This window comes from Streptomyces sp. NBC_01298 (assembly GCF_035978755.1).
Lineage (GTDB): Bacteria > Actinomycetota > Actinomycetes > Streptomycetales > Streptomycetaceae > Streptomyces.
On record NZ_CP108414.1, the window covers coordinates 6,259,828 to 6,281,417 of the forward strand.

The window sequence follows — 21,590 nt, forward strand, 5'->3', positions numbered from 1 at the left end:
GGAGTCCGGGATGTGGATCCCGGGCCCTAGGGGAGGGTAACGACCGTGGCGGCGTAGACGAGCCCCGCCCCGAAGCCGATGACGAGCGCGGTGTCGCCGCTCTTCGCCGCTCCGGTCGCCAGGAGCCGCTCCATTGCGAGCGGGATCGAGGCGGCCGAGGTGTTGCCGGTGGTTTCGATGTCACGGGCGACCGTGACGTGCTCCGGCAGCTTCAGAGTCTTCACCATCGAGTCGATGATCCGCATGTTCGCCTGGTGCGGAATGAAGACGTCCAGGTCATCGGCGGTGATCCCGGCTGCGTCGAGCGCCTGCTGGGCCACCTTGGCCATCTCGAAGACGGCCCAGCGGAACACCGCCTGGCCCTCCTGCGTGATGGCCGGAAATTTTTCGCCGCCGTCCTTGCCGAGGTACTCGTCCCACGGCACGGTCTGCTTGATGGTCTCCGACTTGTCGCCCTCCGAACCCCACACCGTGGGGCCGATGGCCGGCTCGTCCGAGGGGCCGACGACCACGGCGCCCGCGCCGTCACCGAAGAGGAAGGCCGTCGCGCGGTCCTCCAGGTCGGTCAGGTCCGAGAGCCGCTCCACGCCGATGACGAGGACGTACTCCGCGGAACCCTCGACGACGAGCCCCTTGGCCAGGGTCAGGCCGTAGCCGAACCCCGCGCAGCCCGCGGAGATGTCGAAGGCGGCGGGCTTGCCCGCGCCGATGCGGTGCGCGATCTCGGTCGCCACGGCCGGGGTCTGCTTGAAGTGCGACACCGTCGAGACGATCACGGCGCCGATCTTCTCCGGGGCGATCCCGGCGGCGGCCAGGGCCTTGCCCGAGGCCTCCACCGACATCGCGGCGACGGTCTCCTGGGGGGAGGCCCAGTGCCGCGTGGCGATGCCGGAGCGGGACCGGATCCACTCGTCGGAGGAGTCGATGGTTTCGAGGATGACCTCGTTCGGCACCACGCGGATCGGACGGTAGCCGCCGACACCGAGGATGCGGGCGTACGGGGAGCCCTTGGCAGGCTTGATCTTCGACATGCTGAGTGGGCTCCTTCTCTCAGACCGCGTGCTCGGTGACGAGAGCCGCGGCCTTGTCGAGATCGTCCGGGGTCTTCAGCGCCACGCTCGGTACGCCCTTCAGCGCGCGCTTGGCCAGACCCGTCAGGGTGCCACCGGGAGACAGCTCGACGATCCCGGTGACGCCCAGTGCGGCGAACGTCTCCATGCACAGGTCCCAGCGGACCGGGTTGGCCACCTGGCCAACCAGCCGGGCGACGACGTCGGCGCCCGTGGTCACGACCTGACCATCCTTGTTCGATACGTACGTCAGCGCCGGGTCGGCCGGGGAGAGGGCCGTGGCGGCCTTCTCCAGACCGGCGACCGCCGGAGCCATGTGGTGCGTGTGGAAGGCGCCCGCGACCTTGAGGGCGACGACCTTCATGGAACCCTCGGGCTTCTCGGCCTCCAGGGCCGCGATCTGCTCCATGGTCCCCGCGGCGACGATCTGGCCCGCGCCGTTGACGTTCGCCGCGGTCAGACCCAGCTTCTCCAGGTGGGCGACGACGACGTCCGGGTCCCCGCCGAGCACGGCGGCCATGCCCGTCGCGGTGGTCGCCGCGGCCTCGGCCATGGCGAGCCCGCGGGTGCGTACGAAGGACAGCGCGTCCGCGTCGGACAGCACCCCGGCGTACGCGGCGGCGGTGATCTCGCCGACGCTGTGGCCCGCCACCGCGCCGAAGGCGCCGGGGCCGGCCTTGGTGGTCAGCTCGGCCGCGGCGAGGAGGCCGGCGGCCACCAGCAGGGGCTGTGCGACGGCCGTGTCGCGGATCTCGTCCGCGTCGGCCTTGGTGCCGTAGTGGGCAAGGTCGAGCCCGATGGCGTCCGACCAGCCGGCGACGCGGTCAGCGGCGCCGGGCAGTTCGAGCCAGGGAGTCAGGAAGCCGGGCGTCTGTGCGCCTTGGCCGGGAGCGACGAGTACGAGCACCCTCACACTCTCTCTTGTGTTCGGTCCGCGCCGCCCGTGGGGACAGGGACGAAGAACCATCGGGGTAATTGTTGATGTCCGACAAAAGCTTAGGACTGAGGATCGCCGTCGGCTAGACGTCCGAGGATCAGGGCGATTCGCAGCGTGAACGCGGAGCGGACATCAGAGGGCGACCAGCCGGTGACGTCTGTCACACGTCGCAGCCGGTAGCGCACGGTGTTCGGGTGTACGAACAGCATCCGGGCCGCGCCTTCCAGGCTGCTCGCCTGCTCCAGATAAACACTCAGCGTTTCCAGGAGGGCCGAGCCCGCCTCTTCGAGCGGTCTGTAGATCTCCTCCACCAACTGCTCGCGGGCCGCAGGGTCGGAGGCGATGGCGCGTTCGGGCAGGAGATCATCCGCGAGGACCGGCCTCGGTGCGTCCTGCCACGCCGTACAGGCCTTGAGTCCGGCCGCGGCGGCCTGCGCCGATTTCGTGGCGTTCAGCAGGTCCGGGACCACCGGTCCGGCGACCACCGCACCCGCCGCGAACGGCCCGATCAGCGACTTCGCCACCTGCATGGGATTGTCGCTGCCGCCCGCGATCACCACGAGCCGGTCACCCAGCACACCGGTGAGCACCTGCAGCTTGTGGTGGCGGGCCGCCCGCCGGATCGCCTCGACCGTCAGCTCGCTGTCGCCCTCCGGCGCCGTGCCCAGCACCACGCACACGTGCTCGGGGGAGTTCCAGCCGAGGGCCGCGGCCCGGGACAGCGCGCCCTCGTCGGCCTCCCCGGACAGCACCGCGTTGACCACCAGGGACTCCAGCCGGGCGTCCCACGCACCGCGTGCCTCGGCGGCCTGGGCGTACACCTGGGCGGTCGCGAAGGCGATCTCCCGGGCGTACACGAGCAGGGCCTCGCGCAGGATCGACTCGTCGCCGGGCGCGGCGACCTCGTCGATCGCGGTCTCCATGACCTCGATCGTGGTCCGCACCATCTCGACGGTCTGGCGCAGGGTGATCGCCCGGGTCAGCTCGCGCGGAGCCGTCCCGAAGACATCGGTGGAGATCGCCTGGGGGGTCTCCGGATGCCGGAACCACTCGGTGAACGCGGCGATGCCGGCCTGGGCGACCAGGCCGATCCAGGACCGGTTCTCCGGCGGCATCGCCCGGTACCACGACAGCGTCTCGTCCATGCGCGCGATGGCGTTGGCGGCGAGCCGGCCGGAAGACTTCTCCAGTCGGCGCAGCGTCGCCGCGTGCGGATGGGCCGGAGCCGGATGTGCGGGATGGGCCGCGGGTGAATGCTCACGTTCGGGTTGGGGCACGTGACAAGACTGCCTTATCGGAACCGCTGCGCGGAGTCCGGTCCCGTCCCGGGCCGCGCTCCGGGGCTACGGTGGCCCCCATGATCGATGTACGCCGAAGCCCCGACCGGTACGAGGGCGGGGACCCGGGATCCGGGATCACCACCCGGCACGCCTTCTCCTTCGGCGCGCACTACGACCCCGACAACCTGCGGTTCGGCCCGGTCCTGGCGTGCAACGAGGAGAGCCTCGCCCCCGGCGCGGGCTTCGACGAGCACCCCCACAGCCACACCGAGATCGTGACCTGGGTGGCCGAGGGCGAGCTCACCCACCGGGACGCCGAGGGCGCCACCACCCTGGTGCGGCCCGGTGACGTACAGCACCTCGGCGCGGCGTCCGGGACCCGGCACGCGGAGCGCAACGACGGCTCCGGTCCGCTGCGGTTCGTCCAGATGTGGCTGGCCCCGGCCGATCCGGCCGGGGAGCCCTCGTACGCGCTGGTCCGGGGGATCGCCGACGGCACGCCCTACGCCGTGCCGGCCGCCGGGGCCGTCCTGCACGTACGGCGTCCCGGCGCGGGCGAGCGGGTGGCCGTACCGGCCGCCGGGCGGGTGTACCTGCACGTCGTACGGGGAGACCTGCGGCTGGACGGCGGATCCGCGGACGGCGCCGAGGAACTCAGCCCCGGGGACTCGGTGCGGATCACCGGCGAGCCGGAGCTGGAACTGGTCGCCGGCTCGCCGGCCGAGGTGCTGATCTGGGAGTTCGCGTAGACGTGGCCCGTAGGCGCAGGTCCCGCATTTCCCGTAGGACCCGCAGGGGCCTCAGCGGGTCCTGAGCTCGGCGAGCACCGCGTCGGTGAACGGCGGCCAGGCCTCGACCGCCCAGGGCCCGAAGGCGCGGTCGGTCAGCGCCACGCAGGCGGCGCGGGCGTCCGGGTCCACCCACAGGAAGGTCCCGGACTGCCCGAAGTGCCCGAAGGTGCGCGGCGAGGACCCGGCGCCCGTCCAGTGCGGGGCCTTCCCGTCGCGGATCTCCAGGCCGAGACCCCAGTCGTTGGGGGACTGGTGGCCGTAGCCGGGCAGCACGCCCTTGAGCCCGGGGTGGACCACGGAGGTGGCCTCCGCGACGGTGCGGACGTCCAGCAGCCGGGGCTGCTGGAGTTCGGCGGCGAAGCGCAGCAGGTCGGAGACGGTGGAGACGCCGTCCTTGGCGGGCGAGCCCTCCAGGCTGCTCGACCCCATGCCCAGCGGCTCGAAGACGGCCTCGGCCAGGTACGCGGCGAAGGGGATCCCGGTGGCCTTCGCGATGTGGTCGCCGAGCTCCTCGAAACCGGCGTTCGAGTACAGCCGGCGCTCCCCGGGAGGGGCCGTCACCCGGTGCTCGTCGAAGGCCAGGCCGCTGGTGTGGGCGAGCAGGTGGCGCACGGTGGAGCCCACGGGCCCTGCCGGTTCGTCCAGCTCGATCGCGCCCTCCTCGTAGGCGACGAGGGCGGCGTAGGCGGTGAGCGGCTTGGTGACGGAGGCCAGCGGGAAGCGGTGGTCCACCGGGCCGTGCGTACCGAGCACGGTCCCGTCGGAGTCGACCACGGCCGCGGCAGCGGTCGGAACCGGCCAGTTCTCGATGATGCGCAGACTCTGCAAGCTCTCCATGCGGCCGAGGGTACTTGCTTGGAGTGCACTCCAAGGATTTAGCGTGGAGTCATGAGCCTGACCCAGACCCCCCTGCAGACGCGGACGCGGTACACGATCAGCGAGGTCGAGGCACGGACCGGTCTGACCCAGCACACCTTGCGCTGGTACGAGCGGATCGGCCTGATGCCGCACGTGGACCGCTCGCACTCGGGGCAGCGGCGGTTCACCGACAAGGATCTCGAATGGCTGGGTTTCGTCGGGAAGTTGCGCACCACCGGAATGTCGGTGGCGGACATGGTCCGGTACGCGGAACTCGTCCGCGAGGGCCCGCACACCGCCGACGACCGGCGGGAGCTGCTGGAGCGCACGCGCGACGAGGTGCGGACGCGGATCGCGGAACTGACCGACGCGCTCGCGGTACTGGACTACAAGATCGATACGTATGCGATGTGCACCACCGTCGCGGGAGAGGCAGACCGGACATGACCGGAAACACGGCAGGCGACACGGCACGGATCGAGCAGGTCGAACTGGGCGCGGGCGGACCGCTGGTGGGCGTCCAGGGGCTCGGCTGCATGGGCATGAGCGAGTTCTACGGGGAGACGGACGAGGCGGCGGCCCGGCAGACCCTGGACGCGGCACTGGACGCCGGGGTCACGCTCTTCGACACCGCCGACATCTACGGGCGGGGCGCCAACGAGGAGTTCCTCGCGCCGTTCGTGGCCGCGCACCGCGACCGGATCACCCTCGCCACGAAGTTCGCCATAGAACGGACGGACGACCCGCAGTACCGGGCGGTCCGCAACGACCGCGCCTACATCCGCGGCGCTGTGGAGGACAGCCTGCGCAGGCTGGGCACCGAGGTGATCGACCTCTACTACATGCACCGGCGCGACCCGGCCGTCCCGTTCGCCGAGTCGGTGGGCGCGATGGCGGAGCTGGTGAAGGAGGGCAAGGTGCTCCACCTCGGGCTCAGCGAGGTGACCGGCGCCGAGCTGCGCGAGGCGCACGCGGTGCACCCGATCGCGGCGCTCCAGTCGGAGTGGTCGCTGTTCAGCCGGGACGTGGAGCGCAGCGCGGTGGGCGCGGCGGCGGAGCTGGGCGTGGCCTTCGTGCCGTACTCCCCGCTCGGGCGCGGCTTCCTGACCGGGTCCTTCGCGGACGCGTCGGCGGATCTGACGGCCGATGACTTCCGCAAGTACCAGCCCCGGTTCACCGGTGACAACGCGAAGACGAACGGGGAGCTCCTGACCCCCGTCCGGGAGATCGCGGCGGCCCGCGGGGCCACGCCGGCGCAGATCGCCCTGGCGTGGGTGCAGCAGCGGGCGGCGGTGCACGGCCTGACGGTCGTCCCGATCCCGGGCACCCGCAAGCCCTCCCGCCTCGCGGAGAACACGGCGGCGACCCGCATCACCCTGACGACGGCGGAACTCGCCCTGCTGGAACCGATCGCGGCCCAGGTCGCGGGCGACCGCTACCCGGACATGAGCGCGACCTCGGTGGCGCGCGAGGGGTAGGTCTTTCAGCCGTCCGGCGTTTGAGGACCGGGGTCTGGGGCGGAGCCCCGGGGAACGGGCGAAGGGCGGGTTGGGGACAGCCCCGCAGGGCCGGGCCGATGTCCCGTGGGGTCAGGCCCCGGCCGTGAACCGGTCCCGCAGGGCCCGGTACTCCGCGTCCGTGAGGAGCCCCGCACTGTGCAGCTCGGCGAGATGCTGGATCCGCTCCCAGGACCGCGGCCCGGACACCCCCGCGCCGGAGGCGACAACGGCCCGCGCCCGCAGAGCCGCCAGCACGGCCGCCGCGAACGGCAGCGACTCGTGCACGCCCCCGTACCCGACACCGAACACCGCGGAGGCGAGATCGTGGTCGGGCCGCGGATCACCGGCGCCCTCGCGGGGCAACAGCCGCAGGTGGCCTCCGGGCCGTTCCGGGGAGTGCCAGACCAGCCCGGCCAGGGCGGCCAGCGGATACCGCTGGTCGCCCGCCTTCCACTTGGCGCTCGTGGCCCCGGTGCGCGACCAGCGGAGGGTGACGGCGCCGCCGTCGAAGGAGAGCCGGGCGTCGTACGCCTTCAGCGTGGCCGGCGGCTCCGGGGCGCGGACGAGGAACCGTTCGGCCGGCTCGGCGGGTCCCAGCCGTTCGCGCAGGGCCTCGGTGAAGGCGGCGGCACGGCCGGCCTCGCCCCCGCCACCCGGCAGCACCAGCCGGTACGGATCGCAGACCTCCCGCAATTGCCCGGCCGCGGCCTCCATCAGCGGGTCCGCTCCCACCCGTACGCGGGCGTGCAGCACCAGGGTGTCCCGCCGCCCCACGGTCAGGTCCACCCCGGACAACGCCTCCAGGGGAATCCGGCGTTCTCCCAGGGCGTGCCAGAGTCTGGGCGTTCGAATCCCCCGTGCGAAGCGGATGATGAGCGAGTCCGTGGTGCGGTCGAACTCCCAGACGGCATGGTTTCCGGCCAGTACGTCACCCATGCGGCACATCGTAAAGGGGCGCACCCCCGTGCGTCCCCCCGCTGCGCGGTCCGATTTCGGGTCGGCCGAGCGGTCAGGCGCCGTCGGAACCGGAAGTTCCGCGTCGGCAGGAGTCGTCCCCGGCGGCGCACACGGTAGAACCGAACGCACCGGTTCCGATATTGGCGAAGTTGTCCAGGGATTCGGTCCCTGGCTCGAAGTAGCCGGTGTGGCTCTTGGCTCCGGCCGCCGACAGGACCCGCGCGCCGAACTCCCCGGAGACCGGATCCACGCCGTGGCCCAGGCCGCCGAACTCCAGGTGGGGCACGTCGGCGATCCAGTCACCGGCATCGCGCATCGCCCACACCCGCGCGGAGGTGCCCAGCTCGGCGGCGTTCCCGGCGCGCATGCCGGGGCTGCCGGCCACCACGATGTCCGTGACCCGGGGCGGCAGTTCGTGCGCCGCCACCCCGCACACCACCGAGCCGTAGCTGTGGCAGAACAGCGCCACGCTCGCCCGTCCCGGCAGCCCGGAGGTCAGTGAGCGCAGCCTGGCCGCGCCGTCCACGGCCAGTCGCCCGGTCGCCGCGTCCATACCGACGCCGGTCGGGGCGGTGTAGCCGGCCCAGGCGATGACCGCGGTCCGGCCGCCGGGGGCGGCCGCGCGCTCGGCCTCGTACAGGGACTCGGCCATGCCGACCGGTGCGGTCAGCCGGCGCACCGAGCGTTCGAAGGTGAGCGCGTCGGTGTCGACCCCGGGGACGACCACCGAGACCCGGCGGGCCTCGCCGAGGTCGCCGAAGACCTCCGCGACGAGGGCGCCGCCGGTGGGGTCGAAGACGAGGATCTGCCGGCCGGGCTCGGCGAGGGACTCGAAGCGGTGGGAGCGCCGGGCTGCGACGGCACGGTCGGAGGGGGCCAGCGTGATGTCGCGGGCACGGGTGTCCTCGACCCGCGCGGCCTGCTTCAGGGCCATTCGGTTGGCCCGGTAGCGGACGTCGGGCGGCACGCCGTCGAGATTGCCGACCACCAGCGGATGGCCCTCGGTGAGCCGGGCGCGCTGGGCGCCGTCGAAACTCCTGAAGAAACGTGCCACCACGGGCGCCGGGGCGTCCGCGGCGGGCAGGGCCCGGCCTTCGAAGTGCGCGTGCGCCCAGGACGCGAGCGCGGCCTGGCGCGGGGACGGGTCGTCCGCGGTCCGGTAGACGGCCGTCCAGCCGGTGGTCGCGAGCATCAGGAAGACCACCGTCAGCGCGAGCAGCGCGCGCAGGGCGGCCGGGCGCGCGGGGGCGTCGGCGGAGAGGGCGTGGGCGGGGCCGGGCAGGTTCACTGCCTCCACCCTAGGAGACCGTCGCGGGTGGCTGCGCGCCGGGTGACGGGAGTCACGGCCGATCGTGGGACACCCGCCTGCGGGTGCTCCCGTACGGGACCGCGCGCGGGCGACCGGGCCCGTACGGGTGTTCGCCGTACCCCTACGGGTCTTCGCCCGGCCGGGTGCGAACCGCCCAGGTCAGGCGGGCCGGCGCCAGTCGGAGGTCAGCGCCGGGCCGATCTGGTCGAGGTAGACCTCGGTCATCCGCCGGATGGCGGCCACGCTGGTGTCCTCGCCCTGCCCCCAGAGGCGGCCGGTGACGCGCATCACGCCCGTGAACGCGGCGACGGCCACCCGCGGGCGCGGGTCGGCGTCCACGTCCAGGCCCTCGCGCTCGGCCAGCAGCCGGGCGATCCGCTCCTCCAGCTCGGTGGAGCGGCGCAGGTGCACGGCGAGCAGGGCCGGGGTGGACTCGATCAGCTGATAGCTGCGCATGTACAGGTCGATGGGGACCAGGTCCGAAATGGCCTCGTCGACGGTGTCCCAGGCGGCGAGCACGGCCGAGCGCATCGCCTCGAAGGGGCCCTCGGCGGGCGGGCGGGAGTCCAGCGCCGCGACGAAGTGCGATTCGACCAGGTCCTGGACGGCGAAGGCGACCTCTTCCTTGTTGGCGAAGTACCGGAAGAAGGTGCGCTGGGAGACGTCCACGGCGTCGGTGATCTCGTCGACGGTCGTCTCCTCGTACCCCTGGGCGATGAAGAGGAGGAGGGCCGCGCGCAGCAGTGCGTCGCGCGTGCGCTGTTTCTTGCGCTCGCGCAGTCCGGCCGGCGGTGCGGACGCGGGCCGCTGATCGGTCATCACGGCCGTCAGGCTACCTGTGACCGACCTGACAGTGCTGTCTGACGAACCGCCCTGTGAAGTGTCAGTCGCTGTCACTAATCTGTCCGCATGACTAGTCAGATCACCGTCGACGGCGGGGACGCACGCTCGCTCACCAAGGAACCGGGCCCCTCGCCGGCCCGTACGGGCCTCCGGGGCCACCCGTGGCTCACCCTGTTCGCCGTCGCGATCGGCGTCATGATGGTCACCCTCGACGGCACGATCGTCGCCGTCGCCAACCCGGCCATCCAGAAGGACCTCGGGGCCTCGCTGGCCGACGTCCAGTGGATCACCAACGGCTACCTGCTCGCCCTCGCGGTCTCCCTCATCACCGCGGGCAAGCTCGGCGACCGCTTCGGCCACCGGCAGACCTTCCTCATAGGCATCGCCGGCTTCGCCGTCTCCTCGGCGGCCATCGGGCTCTCCAGCGGAGTCGAGCTGGTCATCGGCTTCCGCGTCGCGCAGGGCGTCTTCGGAGCGCTGCTGATGCCCGCCGCGCTGGGCCTGCTGCGCGCGACCTTCCCGGCCGAGAAGCTCAACATGGCCATCGGCATCTGGGGCATGGTCATCGGCGCCTCCACCGCCGCCGGGCCGATCGTCGGCGGCCTGCTCGTCGAGAACGTGAGCTGGCAGTCCGTCTTCTTCATCAACGTGCCCGTCGGCATCCTCGCGCTCGCCTTCGGCCTGTTCATCCTGGTCGACCACCGGGCGGAGAACGCCCCGCGCTCCTTCGACGTCCTGGGCATCCTGCTGCTGTCGACGGGGATGTTCTCGCTGATCTGGGCACTGATCAAGGCCTCCGAGTGGGGCTGGGGAGACACCAAGACCCTGGCCTTCCTCGGCGGGTCCGTCCTGTGCTTCGTGGCCTTCGCCCTCTGGGAGAACCACGTCGCCGAGCCGCTGATCCCGCTCGGGATGTTCCGGTCGCTGCCGCTGTCCGCGGGCACGGTGCTGATGGTCCTGATGGCCTTCGCCTTCATGGGCGGGCTGTTCTTCGTCACCTTCTACCTGCAGAACGTCCACGGCATGAGCCCCGTCGACAGCGGCCTGCACCTGCTGCCGCTGACCGGGATGATGATCATCGGGTCGCCGCTGGCGGGCATCGCCATCACCAAGGTCGGCCCGCGGCCGCCGCTCGTCGCCGGCATGATCGCCACCGCCGTCGCCTGCTTCGGGATGGCCCAGCTGACCCCCGGCACCTCCACCCCCACCATGTCGCTCTGGTTCGCCCTGATGGGCCTCGGGCTGGCGCCCGTCATGGTCGGCGCCACCGAGGTCATCGTCGGCAACGCCCCGCTGGAGCTCTCGGGCGTCGCCGGCGGGCTCCAGCAGGCCGCCATGCAGGTCGGCGGCAGCCTGGGCACGGCCGTGCTCGGCGCGGTCATGGCGAGCAAGGTCGGCGGCGTCTTCGAGGACAACTGGGCCGGGGCCGGGCTGCCGCCGCTCACCCCGGAGCAGGCGGACCTCGCGGAGAAGGGCATCCAGGTCGGCATCGCCCCGATCCCGCCGGAGGCACCGCAGCAGCTCGCGGCGACCATCACGGGGGTCGCCCACGACACGTTCGTGGCAGGGATGAGCACCGCCTTCACCGTCGCGGGCGTGGTCGCGGTCCTCGCCGCGGTCGTGGCCGGCTTCACGAAGCGCGGCGAGAACGCGGCGGCGGGCGCGGGCGCGGCCCACATCTAGCCCCGCCCGGCGGCCCGCCGGTGCACGGTGTCCCGCTGGCACCGTGCGGCGGGCCGCGCGGTGGCGGAGGTCCCGGAGGCCGCGCAGGCGTCAACTCCGGGGCCGCGAGAGCCCCGCCGGACGGTTCCGGCGGGGCTGTCGCCTATCCGGGTGGACCCGCTCGCGGCCCCTTCCGCCGGGACGTCCGCGCAGGTCAGCGTGGTGCCGACGGAGCCTTCGGAAACGGTCCGGGGCCCGTACGTCCACCAGGAGTTGACCCGTCATGCGTACGTGGAGCACCAGTTTCTCCAGTTTCTCCGGGCGCACCGCCGCCACGGCCACCGCACTCGCCGCCACCCTGCTGATCCCCGGCACGGCGGAATCCGCCCACGCGGCGGCCCGCACCCCGAGCCTCACCCCGACGCAGGCCCAGGCCCAGGCCCAAGCCCAAGCCCGTGCCGATGGTCCGGCCGTCACCCGGGGTTCCGGTCGGCCGCGGGGGCGGGCCGCCGGGCCGCCGGCGCTCGGGGCCTGCGCCACCGGGCAGTTGTGCCTGTGGGCGAAGCCGGAGTTCAAGGGCGCCCGGACGACCCACGAGCTCAGCACCCTCGACATCAACAGCTGCACCGCCCTGCCCGCCGGGACCACCGCCCAGTCCCTCACGAACCGGACCGGCCGCCCGGTCACCACCTACCAGTCCGCCGAATGCGCCGAGACCGGCGAGTTCCAGACCTACCCGGGTGACGGGGTGTGGCTGCCCCAGTCGCCCTACCAGGTCAGGGCGTTCAAGGTGTGGGAGCGCTGACGGCGGCGCCGTCGCCGGCCTGGACCGGCCCGCCCTGGACGCCGACCCCGGCGCCCGGGGCGGGCTCCAGGGCGGGCCCGGGCTCCCGGGCGGCCCAGGGGGCATCCGCGACCCGGCCCGCCCCCGGGCCCCCGCCGAGCAGCGCGACCTCCGCGCGCAGCGCCCGTACCTCCGCCGTCAGTTCGGAGATCGCCGCCGTCTGGGCGCGCTCGACCAGGTCGTCGCGTTCGAAGCGGGAGATGAACCAGGCCGCGATGTTGGCAGTCACCACACCCAGCAGCGCGATGCCGGACAGCATCAGCCCGACCGCCAGCAGCCGTCCGAGGCCGGTGGTGGGGGAGTGGTCCCCGTAGCCGACCGTCGTCATCGTGGTCACCGACCACCACAGCGCGTCCCCGAGGTTCTTGATGTTGCCGTCGGGGGCGTCCCGCTCCACGCTCAGCACCGCCAGCGAGCCGAACATCAGCAGCCCGACCACCGAGCCCGCCACGTAGGTGGTCAGCCGGATCTGCGGGGCCATCCGGGCCCGCCGCCCCACCAGCATCAGGGTGGAGACCACCCGCAGCAGCCGCAGCGGCTGGATCATCGGCAGCACCACCGCCATCAGGTCCAGCCAGTGGGTCCGTACGAAGGCCCTCTTCGAGTGCGCCAGGCCCAGCCGCACCAGGTAGTCGGCGGCGAAGGCGGCCCACACCACCCACTCGGCGTGCTTGCAGGCGCCGTGCACCGCCGGGCTCGCGTCGGGCAGCACGATGGGCACCGCGTAGGCCACGGCGAATCCCAGGGCGAGCACCAGCAGCGGCATCTGCGTCCGGCGTTCCCACCGGGCCTGGGGGGAGGGTTGCTTCATGCGGAGCATCGTAAAGAACGCGTAAGGGGCGCCGGGACAGGTGTCCCGGCGCCCCTACGGAAGAGTGACGGCTACGCGTCGCCCCCGGCCGCGCCCGGGTCGGCCGCCCGGACGTCCAGCAGCTGGTACCGGTCGATCGCCTGCTTCAGCGCCGAACGGTCGATCTTGCCCTCCTTGGCCAGCTCGGTCAGCACCGAGAGGACCACCGACTGCGCGTCGATGTGGAAGAAGCGCCGGGCCGCGCCCCGCGTGTCCGCGAAGCCGAAGCCGTCCGCGCCCAGCGAGGTGTACGGGCCCGGGACCCAGCGCGAGATCTGGTCCGGGACCGCCCGCATCCAGTCGGAGACCGCCACGAACGGACCCTCCGCGCCGGACAGCTTGCTCGTCACGTACGGGACGCGCTGCTCCTCCTCCGGGTGGAGCAGGTTGTGCTCCTCCACGGCGACCGCGTCGCGGCGCAGCTCGTTCCAGGAGGTCGCCGACCAGACGTCCGCCTTGACGTTCCACTCGGCGGCGAGGATCCGCTGCGCCTCCAGCGCCCACGGCACCGCCACGCCCGAGGCCATGATCTGCGCCCCGATCGCTCCCGTGGTGCCCTCGGAGATCCGGTGGATGCCCTTGAGGATCCCGTCCACGTCCACGCCGGCCGGCTCGGCCGGGTGCTGGATGGGCTCGTTGTAGACCGTCAGGTAGTAGAAGACGTCCTCGGCGTCGGGGCCGTACATGCGCCGCAGGCCGTCCCTGACGATGTGCGCGATCTCGTACCCGTACGCCGGGTCGTACGCCACACAGCCCGGGTTCGTCGAGGCCAGCAGCTGGGAGTGGCCGTCGGCGTGCTGCAGGCCCTCACCCGTCAGGGTGGTCCGGCCGGCGGTCGCGCCGAGGACGAAACCGCGGGCCAGCTGGTCCGCCATCTGCCAGAACTGGTCACCCGTGCGCTGGAAACCGAACATCGAGTAGAAGACGTAGACCGGGATCAGCGGCTCGCCGTGCGTCGCGTACGCCGAACCCGCGGCGATCAGCGAGGCCGTGCAGCCCGCCTCCGAGATGCCGTCGTGCAGCATCTGGCCGGTCGGCGACTCCTTGTACGCGAGCAGCAGGTCGCGGTCGACCGCCTCGTACTGCTGGCCCAGCGGGTTGTAGATCTTGGCGCTCGGGAAGAACGCGTCCATGCCGAAGGTGCGGTACTCGTCGGGGGCGATCAGCACGAAGCGCTTGCCGATCTCCTTGTCCCGCATGAGGTCCTTCAGGATGCGGACGAAGGCCATGGTGGTGGCGATCGACTGCTGTCCCGAGCCCTTCTTGGCGGCCGCGTAGGTGGCGTCGCCCGGCAGCTGGAGCGGCTTCGCGCGCACCACGCGGGTCGGCACGTAGCCGCCGAGGGCGCTGCGGCGGTCGTGCATGTACTGGATCTCGGGGGAGTTGCGGCCCGGGTGGTAGTACGGCGGCGCGCCGTCCTCCAGCTGGGCGTCCGTGATCGGGATGTGCAGCCGGTCGCGGAAGCGCTTGAGGTCGTCGGCCGTCAGCTTCTTCATCTGGTGGGTCGCGTTGCGGCCCTCGAAGTTCGGGCCGAGCGTCCAGCCCTTGACCGTCTGCGCCAGGATCACCGTCGGCTGGCCCTTGTGGGCCTTGGCCGCCGCGTAGGCCGCGTAGACCTTCTTGTGGTCGTGGCCGCCGCGGCCCAGGTGCTGGATCTGCTGGTCGGTCATGTTCTCGACCATGGCCCGCAGCCGGTGGTCGCCGCCGAAGAAGTGGTCGCGGATGTACGCGCCCGTCTCGGTGGCGTACGTCTGGAACTGGCCGTCCGGGGTCGTGTTCAGCTTGTTGACCAGGATGCCGTCGCGGTCCTGGGCCAGCAGCGGGTCCCAGGAGCGGTCCCAGATCAGCTTGATGACGTTCCAGCCGGCGCCGCGGAACTGCGACTCCAGCTCCTGCATGATCTTGCCGTTGCCGCGGACCGGGCCGTCGAGGCGCTGCAGGTTGCAGTTGACGACGAAGGTCAGGTTGTCGAGGTGCTCGCGGGCCGCGATCGAGAGCTGGCCGAGCGACTCGGGCTCGTCCATCTCGCCGTCGCCCAGGTACGCCCAAACGTGTGACTTGGAAGTGTCCGCGATCCCGCGGGCCTCCATGTACCGGTTCATCCGGGCCTGGTAGATCGCACCGAGCGGACCGAGGCCCATCGAGACGGTCGGGAACTCCCAGAAGTCCGGCATGAGCCGTGGGTGCGGGTAGCTGGAGAGGCCGTACGGGGCCTTCGACTTCTCCTGGCGGAACGCGTCGAGCTGCTGCTCGGAGAGCCGGTCCAGGAGGTAGGCGCGGGCGTAGATGCCGGGCGAGGCATGGCCCTGGAAGAAGATCTGGTCGCCGCCGTCGCCCTCGTCCTTGCCCCGGAAGAAGTGGTTGAAGCCCACGTCGTAGAGGGAGGCGGAGGAGGCGAAGGTGGCGATGTGACCGCCGACGCCGATGCCCGGGCGCTGGGCGCGCGAGACCATGACGGCCGCGTTCCACCGGGTGGCGTTGAGGACCTTGCGCTCGATCTCCTCGTTGCCGGGGAAGAAGGGCTCGTCCTTGGTGGCGATCGTGTTGACGTAATCCGTGGAGCGCATCTCGGGCACGGCCACGCGCTTCTCGCGGGCCCGCTCCATCAGCCGCAGCATCAGGTAGCGGGCGCGCTCACGGCCCCGCTCGTCGACCGCGGCGTCCAGGGAGTCGAGCCATTCCTGCGTCTCTTCCGGATCGAAGTCCGGTACCTGACTCGGCAGGCCACCAATGATGATCGGATTGCGATCGGATGCGGAAGCCACGCTGTTCCTTCGCTGTCGGGGGAGTCGTGCCTTGAGTCTCGCCGCCTCCCATGGTCTTACGCTCGGAAGAAATCGTCATCTTTACCGCTGGGTAATCCCTGGAGTCTGGGGGGATTGTGCCTGCCGCGCTGACGACAACGCCCAAACCGCAACCTTACGCCCATGTCGATCACCCTCTTCGCAAGGCCGTTCGTCCCTCAAACAGGTGCGAAAGTCCCCGGGTCGTGCCGAATGAGGTGGAATGGTGTGGGATGAATCACCAGGGGTACATGCGGAAGGGCTGAAAGTTGCGGCGAGACGGCCGCAATCGTCACCGTTTCGACGGTCTCGGCGGCCGGGTACTTGCGCGATCCGCCGCGCCCGTGTGGACTACGCCCATGCTGCGCGTACGCGCGCCGCCGAAGAACATTCACCGAACATGAGCAGGAGGCACCCCGTGAGCGCGACCGCGGACCACGCGGAGAACCTGGCCGCCAGGCTGGGTTTCCAGTCCGAACAGGTGGTCCAGGAAATCGGCTTCGACGACGACGTCGATCAGGAATTCCGTGATGCCGTAGAGGGTCACGTCACCGAACTCGTCGATGAGGACTACGACGATGTCGCAGACGCGGTTCTGCTGTGGTTCCGGGAGGACGACGGCGACCTGACGGACGCCCTGGTCGACGCGACCGAGCTGGTCGAGGACGGCGCACTGATCCTGCTGGTGACCCCCAAGACCGGCAAGGACGGTTTTGTCGAGGCCAGTGACATCAGCGAGGCCGCCGAGACCGCCGGCCTTTCGCTGGCGAAGGGTCTCCCCGTCGGCAAGGAGTGGACCGCCACCAAGCTGGCGACTCCGAAGACGGCCAAGTCCAAGCGCTGAGCCGCGCCCCGCAGTCATGCGGACACACGCACCCCGCCCGCCGGAAGCTTCCCGGTGGGCGGGGTGCGTGCGTTTCACGGCGGGCCGGGCGGGGCCGGATCCGCGGCGGACCCATAAGCTGAGATCACCCGAACAGCCCAACGCAGGGATGCGGGACGAACGCGGGACGAAGGGATGCGACAGATGGCGATCGAGGTCGGCAGCAAGGCCCCGGACTTCGAGCTCAAGGACAACCACGGCAGGGCCGTGCGGCTCTCCGACTTCCGGGGGGAGAAGGCCGTCGTGCTGCTCTTCTACCCCTTCGCCTTCACCGGCGTCTGCACCGGCGAGCTCTGTGAGCTGCGCGATCAGCTGCCGCGCTTCCAGAACGACGACGTGCAGCTCCTCGCCGTCTCCAACGACTCCGTACCGACCCTGCGCGTCTTCGGCGAGCAGGAGGGGCTGGAGTACCCGCTGCTGTCGGACTTCTGGCCGCACGGGGAGGCCTCGCGCGCCTACGGCGTCTTCGACGAGGAGAAGGGCTGCGCGGTGCGCGGCACCTTCGTCATCGACCGGGACGGCATCGTGCGCTGGACCGTCGTCAACGGGCTGCCCGACGCGCGTGACCTGAACGAGTACATCAAGGCCCTCGACAGCCTCTGAGTCGGTACCGCAGGCTCTTGGGCGCGGTGCCGACAGGCACGCGGGCCCGTTCGCCTGGAATAAGCCCGTACAGGCGGGAACCCGTCACTAGGATCGAAACGTTGATCCGATAGCAATCGCACGACGGGGCCCCGCCCCACACAAAACCTTATGGAGGACCCGTGGGAGTCAGCCTCAGCAAGGGCGGCAACGTCTCGCTGTCCAAGGCCGCGCCGAACCTGACCGCGGTCATCGTCGGTCTGGGCTGGGACGCTCGCACCACCACCGGTGTCGACTTCGACCTGGACGCCAGCGCGATCCTGACCAACGACCAGGGCAAGGTCGCCAGCGACGCGAACTTCGTCTTCTTCAACAACCTGAAGAGCCCCGACGGCTCGGTCGAGCACACCGGTGACAACACCACCGGTGAGGGCGAGGGCGACGACGAGGCGATCAAGGTCAACCTCGCCGGCGTGCCCGCCGACGTGGCCAAGATCGTCTTCCCGGTCTCGATCTACGAGGCCGAGAGCCGCCAGCAGAGCTTCGGCCAGGTCCGCAACGCGTACATCCGCGTCGTGAACCAGGCCGACAACGCCGAGCTCGCCCGCTACGACCTGTCGGAGGACGCCTCGACGGAGACCGCCATGGTCTTCGGCGAGCTCTACCGCAACGGCGCGGAGTGGAAGTTCCGCGCCATCGGCCAGGGCTACGCCTCGGGCCTGCGCGGCATCGCGCAGGACTTCGGCGTCAACGTCTGAGCCTGCTCGACGCGAGCAGTCGTTCCATCGTCCGTCCGGCGCCGTGCACTCGTGTGTACGGCGCCGGACCGGCTTTACGGCCCTACCGCCGTACCGTCACGCCGCCTTACCGCCTCACCGACCGTACGGTCACACCGCCTTACCGCCGTACCGTCACTTCGCCACACCGCCACCGTCGTCCGGGGAGGACCACAACATGGGCGTCACACTCGCCAAGGGGGGCAATGTCTCCCTCTCCAAAGCCGCACCGAACCTCACCCGGGTTCTGGTGGGCCTCGGATGGGACGCGCGCTCGACCACGGGCGCGGACTTCGACCTCGATGCCAGCGCACTCCTGTGCAGCAACGGCCGGGTGCTCGGGGACGAGTACTTCGTCTTCTACAACAACCTGAAGAGCCCCGAGGGCTCCGTCGAACACACGGGGGACAATCTCACCGGCGAGGGTGAAGGCGACGACGAGTCGATCATCATCGACCTGAGCAAGGTCCCGGCCGGCGTGGACAAGATCGTCTTCCCGGTCTCGATCCACGAGGCCGAGGCCCGCCGGCAGAGCTTCGGCCAGGTCAGCAATGCCTTCATCCGCGTGGTGAACGAGGCGGACGGCCAGGAACTCGCCCGCTACGACCTCTCCGAGGACGCTTCCAGCGAGACCGCGATGATCTTCGGCGAGGTCTACCGGTACGGGGGCGAATGGAAGTTCCGTGCGGTGGGGCAGGGGTACGCGTCGGGGCTCCGCGGCATCGCTCTAGACTTCGGGGTCAACGTTTCGTAAAGCCGTACAACACGATGGGATGCCAGTGGTTCTGAAAACCTTCGGCTGGTCGTTCGCAGTCACTGCGCTCGGACTGGTCGCAGCGGTGCTCTACGGGGGGTGGGAGGCCTTCGGGGTCGTTGCGATCCTGACCATCCTTGAGATCTCGCTGTCCTTCGACAACGCGGTGGTCAACGCCGGAATCCTGAAGAAGATGAATGCCTTCTGGCAGAAGATCTTCCTCACCGTCGGTGTTCTCATCGCCGTGTTCGGCATGCGCCTGGTCTTCCCGATCGTGATCGTGGCGATCAGTGCCAAGATCGGGCCGATCGACGCCGTCGAACTCGCGGTGCGCGACCAGGACAGGTACAAGCAGCTCGTCACGGACGCCCACCCGTCCATTGCCGCCTTCGGCGGAATGTTCCTGCTGATGATCTTCCTCGACTTCATTTTCGAGGACCGGGACATCAAGTGGCTCGCCTGGCTGGAGCGTCCGCTCGCCAAGCTCGGCAAGATCGACATGCTGTCGGCGTGCATCGCGCTGATCGTCCTGGTCATCACCGCGATGACCTTCGCCGTCAACGCCCACCAGCACGGCGGCGTGCACGTGGACAAGGCGCAGACCGTCTTGATCTCCGGCATCCTCGGCCTGATCACCTACATGATCGTCGGCGGCCTCTCCGGCTACTTCGAGAACAAGCTGGAGGAAGAGGAGGAGCACGAACACGAGCTGGAGGAAGAGGCGAAGAAGAGCGGCAAACCCGTCTCGGTCGTCGCCATGGCCGGCAAGGCCGCGTTCTTCATGTTCCTCTACCTCGAAGTCCTCGACGCCTCCTTCTCCTTCGACGGGGTCATCGGCGCCTTCGCCATCACCAGCGACATCGTGATCATGGCGCTCGGCCTCGGCATCGGTGCCATGTACGTCCGGTCGCTGACGGTCTACCTGGTCCGCCAGGGCACCCTCGACGACTACGTCTACCTGGAGCACGGCGCGCACTACGCCATCGGCGCGCTCGCCGTGATCCTGCTCGTCACCATCCAGTACGAGATCAACGAGGTCATCACCGGTCTCGTCGGCGTCGTGCTGATCGGATGGTCCTTCTGGTCCTCGGTGCGCCGCAACAAGCGCCTGGAGCTGGAGGGTTCCACCGCCGAGGCATGATCACGGCGGTAATGCGGAACGCTCAAGTGCGGGGCGGTCCGGCGGGTCCACGGACCCACCGGGCCGCCCCGTCCGCATGCCGGCACCGGATGCCGGCATGCCTGCGGGGGGCCAAGCGGGCCAAGGGAGCAGGGGGGTTGTGGGGATGGGATTCTTCGACGGCATCAGGGGCAGCCGCGGCACGCAGTTCCAGTCGGGCAGTGCCTCGTCGAACGCGATCGAGCTGACCAAACGCCATCCGACGGTATCGCTCACCAAACAGGGGGCGGTGCACGGCAATCTGCGCGTGAACCTCTCCTGGCGGATGCGCACCTCGGACATAGGCGGCCGCAGCACCGGCCAGAGCGGGCAGCTCTTCCGGCATCCGTTCAAGCTGTTCAAGCCGGACATGGTGCAGGCGCACACCCAGGGCATGGTCAATGTAGACCTCGACATCGGCTGCCTCTACGAACTGACCGACGGCACCCGGGGCGTCGTCCAGCCGCTCGGGAACCTGCACGGGGACATCAACAGCCCGCCGTACGTGAAGCTCAGCGGGGACGACCGGTTCGGGGCGCCCTCCGGCGAGACGATCTTCGTCAATCTCGACCACGCCGAGGAGATCAAGCGGCTGCTGGTCTTCGTGTACATCTACGACCAGACCCCGGCCTTCGACCGGACGCACGCCCTGGTCACCCTCTACCCGATCACCGGGCCGCGCATCGAGATCCCGCTGGAGGAGCGCCACCCGCACGCCCGCTCCTGCGCCGTCGTCTCCCTGGAGAACGTCAAGGGGGAGCTGATCGTGCGGCGCGAGGTCACCTTCGTGTACGGGTTCCAGGCCGAGCTCGACCGGCTGTACGGGTGGGGGCTCCAGTGGGGCCGGGGCTACAAAACCAAGACCTGACGGGGCCGCCGGGGCGGCCCCGCCCGGCCGCGCCGGTCACCGGCGGATGAACTGCGGGCCCTGCGCGGGCAGCCGGAAGGACGGGTCCCCGCCCGGAGCCGGCACCGGGGCCTGGGCCACCGGCTGCGGGTAGCCGTAGGCCGGCTGGGAGACCGGCGGAGCCTGGGTGGGGGGCGCCAGGGCCGTCGTGGCGGCCTGCGCCGGGGGCTGGGGCTGACTCTGGGCCTGGGCCTGCGCCTGTCCCTGTGCCTGTTCCTGGGCCTCGGCGGCGTTCTCGTCCACGGAGATCCCGTGGTCGGTGGCCAGGCCGACGAGCCCGTTGGAGTACCCCTCGCCCAGCGCGCGGAACTTCCACGCGTCGGCCCGCCGGTACAGCTCGCCGCAGATCAGGGCCGTCTCGGCGCCCGTCTCCGGCCGCACGTCGAAGTAGGCCAGCGGTTCGGCGCCGCCGGTCGCGGTGGCGTCGTAGAGCAGGATCCGCAGGTCGTGGACCCGCTCGAAGGGGACGTCCTCGGCGGAGGCGACGACCAGGATCCGGTCCACGGCCGGTGTGACGGCCCGCAGGTCCGCCTGTACGGCATCGGTGATCCCGTCGCCCAGCTGCTTCTTCCCGAGCCGCCAGACGGCCCCCGAGGGGTGCCGGGGCTGGTTGTAGAAGACGAAGTCCTCGTCCGAGCGCACGCGCCCGTCCGCCCCGACGAGCAGCGCGGAGGCGTCCACGTCGGGCACGTCGGGCCCCCCGGTCCAGCGCAGCACCGCGCGGACCGCCAAGGCGGCCACGGGGATGTTGGAGCCCTTCTGCATCGCGTGCGTCATGGCGGTCATCCTGCCCTCCCGGGCGGGAGCGGGACAATGCGGCCCCCCGTAGACCTTGTCCGGATCGCG

21 protein-coding genes are annotated in these 21,590 nt (G+C 70.8%); 11 read left to right on the top strand and 10 right to left on the bottom strand.

Annotated elements, in window-relative coordinates; genetic code table 11:
* Window positions 1-26: 26 nt before the first annotated feature.
* From OG730_RS28415 to OG730_RS28425, 3 genes are all read right to left on the bottom strand, one after another.
* The gene (locus tag OG730_RS28415) at window positions 27-1,031 is read right to left on the bottom strand and encodes a ketoacyl-ACP synthase III (RefSeq protein ID WP_327306897.1); all 1,005 of its coding nucleotides are present in this window, start codon (window positions 1,029-1,031) and stop codon (window positions 27-29) included.
* A 19-nt stretch (window positions 1,032-1,050) separates the two neighbouring features.
* Complete coding sequence (locus tag OG730_RS28420; protein ID WP_327306898.1) at window positions 1,051-1,977, bottom strand: ACP S-malonyltransferase; 927 nt, start codon at window positions 1,975-1,977, stop codon at window positions 1,051-1,053.
* An 89-nt stretch (window positions 1,978-2,066) separates the two neighbouring features.
* The gene (locus tag OG730_RS28425; protein WP_327306899.1) at window positions 2,067-3,284 is read right to left on the bottom strand and encodes a PucR family transcriptional regulator; all 1,218 of its coding nucleotides are present in this window, start codon (window positions 3,282-3,284) and stop codon (window positions 2,067-2,069) included.
* 80 nt (window positions 3,285-3,364) lie between these two features.
* On the opposite strand from OG730_RS28425, the gene OG730_RS28430 reads away from it, so the two are divergent.
* Complete coding sequence (locus OG730_RS28430; RefSeq protein ID WP_327306900.1) at window positions 3,365-4,036, top strand: pirin family protein; 672 nt, start codon at window positions 3,365-3,367, stop codon at window positions 4,034-4,036.
* Between the two features lie 51 nt (window positions 4,037-4,087).
* Here the strand turns inward: OG730_RS28430 and OG730_RS28435 are convergent, their stop codons facing one another.
* Entirely contained in the window at window positions 4,088-4,915 is an 828-nt protein-coding gene (locus OG730_RS28435) for a serine hydrolase domain-containing protein (RefSeq protein WP_327306901.1), read from the bottom strand.
* A gap of 51 nt (window positions 4,916-4,966) precedes the next feature.
* Here OG730_RS28435 and OG730_RS28440 point away from each other — a divergent pair, with 51 nt between their 5' ends.
* Together OG730_RS28440 and OG730_RS28445 are read left to right on the top strand one after the other, a co-directional pair.
* Entirely contained in the window at window positions 4,967-5,383 is a 417-nt protein-coding gene (locus tag OG730_RS28440; RefSeq protein WP_327306902.1) for a MerR family transcriptional regulator, read from the top strand.
* Window positions 5,380-6,414 (top strand): aldo/keto reductase, encoded by a 1,035-nt coding sequence (locus OG730_RS28445; RefSeq protein ID WP_327306903.1) that lies wholly within the window; start codon window positions 5,380-5,382, stop codon window positions 6,412-6,414. The genes OG730_RS28440 and OG730_RS28445 overlap by 4 nt, the downstream gene beginning before the upstream one ends.
* 111 nt (window positions 6,415-6,525) lie before the next feature.
* Here the strand turns inward: OG730_RS28445 and OG730_RS28450 are convergent, their stop codons facing one another.
* The 3 genes from OG730_RS28450 to OG730_RS28460 all read right to left on the bottom strand — a co-directional run bounded on the left by OG730_RS28450 (window position 6,526) and on the right by OG730_RS28460 (window position 9,520).
* The gene (locus tag OG730_RS28450) at window positions 6,526-7,371 is read right to left on the bottom strand and encodes a DUF4429 domain-containing protein (RefSeq protein ID WP_327306904.1); all 846 of its coding nucleotides are present in this window, start codon (window positions 7,369-7,371) and stop codon (window positions 6,526-6,528) included.
* Window positions 7,372-7,444: 73 nt separating this feature from the next.
* A complete protein-coding gene (locus OG730_RS28455) occupies window positions 7,445-8,596 on the bottom strand; it encodes an alpha/beta hydrolase (RefSeq protein ID WP_442815216.1) in 1,152 nt (383 codons plus the stop codon).
* A gap of 264 nt (window positions 8,597-8,860) precedes the next feature.
* Window positions 8,861-9,520 (bottom strand): TetR/AcrR family transcriptional regulator, encoded by a 660-nt coding sequence (locus tag OG730_RS28460; protein WP_327309453.1) that lies wholly within the window; start codon window positions 9,518-9,520, stop codon window positions 8,861-8,863.
* 90 nt (window positions 9,521-9,610) lie between these two features.
* On the opposite strand from OG730_RS28460, the gene OG730_RS28465 reads away from it, so the two are divergent.
* Both OG730_RS28465 and OG730_RS28470 read left to right on the top strand, forming a co-directional pair.
* Complete coding sequence (locus tag OG730_RS28465; protein WP_327306905.1) at window positions 9,611-11,227, top strand: MFS transporter; 1,617 nt, start codon at window positions 9,611-9,613, stop codon at window positions 11,225-11,227.
* A gap of 262 nt (window positions 11,228-11,489) precedes the next feature.
* Window positions 11,490-12,011, top strand: a complete 522-nt coding sequence (locus tag OG730_RS28470; protein WP_327306906.1) for a peptidase inhibitor family I36 protein — start codon at window positions 11,490-11,492, stop codon at window positions 12,009-12,011.
* Here OG730_RS28470 and OG730_RS28475 read toward each other — a convergent pair.
* A complete protein-coding gene (locus OG730_RS28475; RefSeq protein ID WP_327306907.1) occupies window positions 11,992-12,861 on the bottom strand; it encodes a potassium channel family protein in 870 nt (289 codons plus the stop codon). The genes OG730_RS28470 and OG730_RS28475 overlap by 20 nt on opposite strands.
* Before the next feature lie 71 nt (window positions 12,862-12,932).
* On the bottom strand, window positions 12,933-15,665 hold the full coding sequence (aceE, locus tag OG730_RS28480) for a pyruvate dehydrogenase (acetyl-transferring), homodimeric type (protein ID WP_327306908.1): 2,733 nt from the start codon (window positions 15,663-15,665) through the stop codon (window positions 12,933-12,935).
* 436 nt (window positions 15,666-16,101) lie between these two features.
* Here aceE and OG730_RS28485 point away from each other — a divergent pair, with 436 nt between their 5' ends.
* The 6 genes from OG730_RS28485 (at window position 16,102) to OG730_RS28510 (ending at window position 20,705) form a co-directional block, all read left to right on the top strand.
* A complete protein-coding gene (locus tag OG730_RS28485; protein WP_327306909.1) occupies window positions 16,102-16,527 on the top strand; it encodes a DUF3052 domain-containing protein in 426 nt (141 codons plus the stop codon).
* Between the two features lie 183 nt (window positions 16,528-16,710).
* On the top strand, window positions 16,711-17,169 hold the full coding sequence (locus OG730_RS28490; RefSeq protein WP_327306910.1) for a peroxiredoxin: 459 nt from the start codon (window positions 16,711-16,713) through the stop codon (window positions 17,167-17,169).
* A gap of 161 nt (window positions 17,170-17,330) precedes the next feature.
* Window positions 17,331-17,906: a TerD family protein gene (locus OG730_RS28495; protein WP_254385430.1), complete on the top strand. Its 576-nt coding sequence runs from the start codon at window positions 17,331-17,333 to the stop codon at window positions 17,904-17,906.
* 196 nt (window positions 17,907-18,102) lie between these two features.
* The gene (locus OG730_RS28500; protein ID WP_327306911.1) at window positions 18,103-18,678 is read left to right on the top strand and encodes a TerD family protein; all 576 of its coding nucleotides are present in this window, start codon (window positions 18,103-18,105) and stop codon (window positions 18,676-18,678) included.
* Window positions 18,679-18,703: 25 nt separating this feature from the next.
* Window positions 18,704-19,819 (top strand): DUF475 domain-containing protein, encoded by a 1,116-nt coding sequence (locus tag OG730_RS28505; RefSeq protein ID WP_327309454.1) that lies wholly within the window; start codon window positions 18,704-18,706, stop codon window positions 19,817-19,819.
* 145 nt (window positions 19,820-19,964) lie between these two features.
* Window positions 19,965-20,705 (top strand): TerD family protein, encoded by a 741-nt coding sequence (locus OG730_RS28510; RefSeq protein ID WP_267039314.1) that lies wholly within the window; start codon window positions 19,965-19,967, stop codon window positions 20,703-20,705.
* Between the two features lie 36 nt (window positions 20,706-20,741).
* Here the strand turns inward: OG730_RS28510 and OG730_RS28515 are convergent, their stop codons facing one another.
* Complete coding sequence (locus OG730_RS28515) at window positions 20,742-21,521, bottom strand: TerD family protein (RefSeq protein ID WP_327309455.1); 780 nt, start codon at window positions 21,519-21,521, stop codon at window positions 20,742-20,744.
* Between the last annotated feature and the right edge of the window lie 69 nt (window positions 21,522-21,590).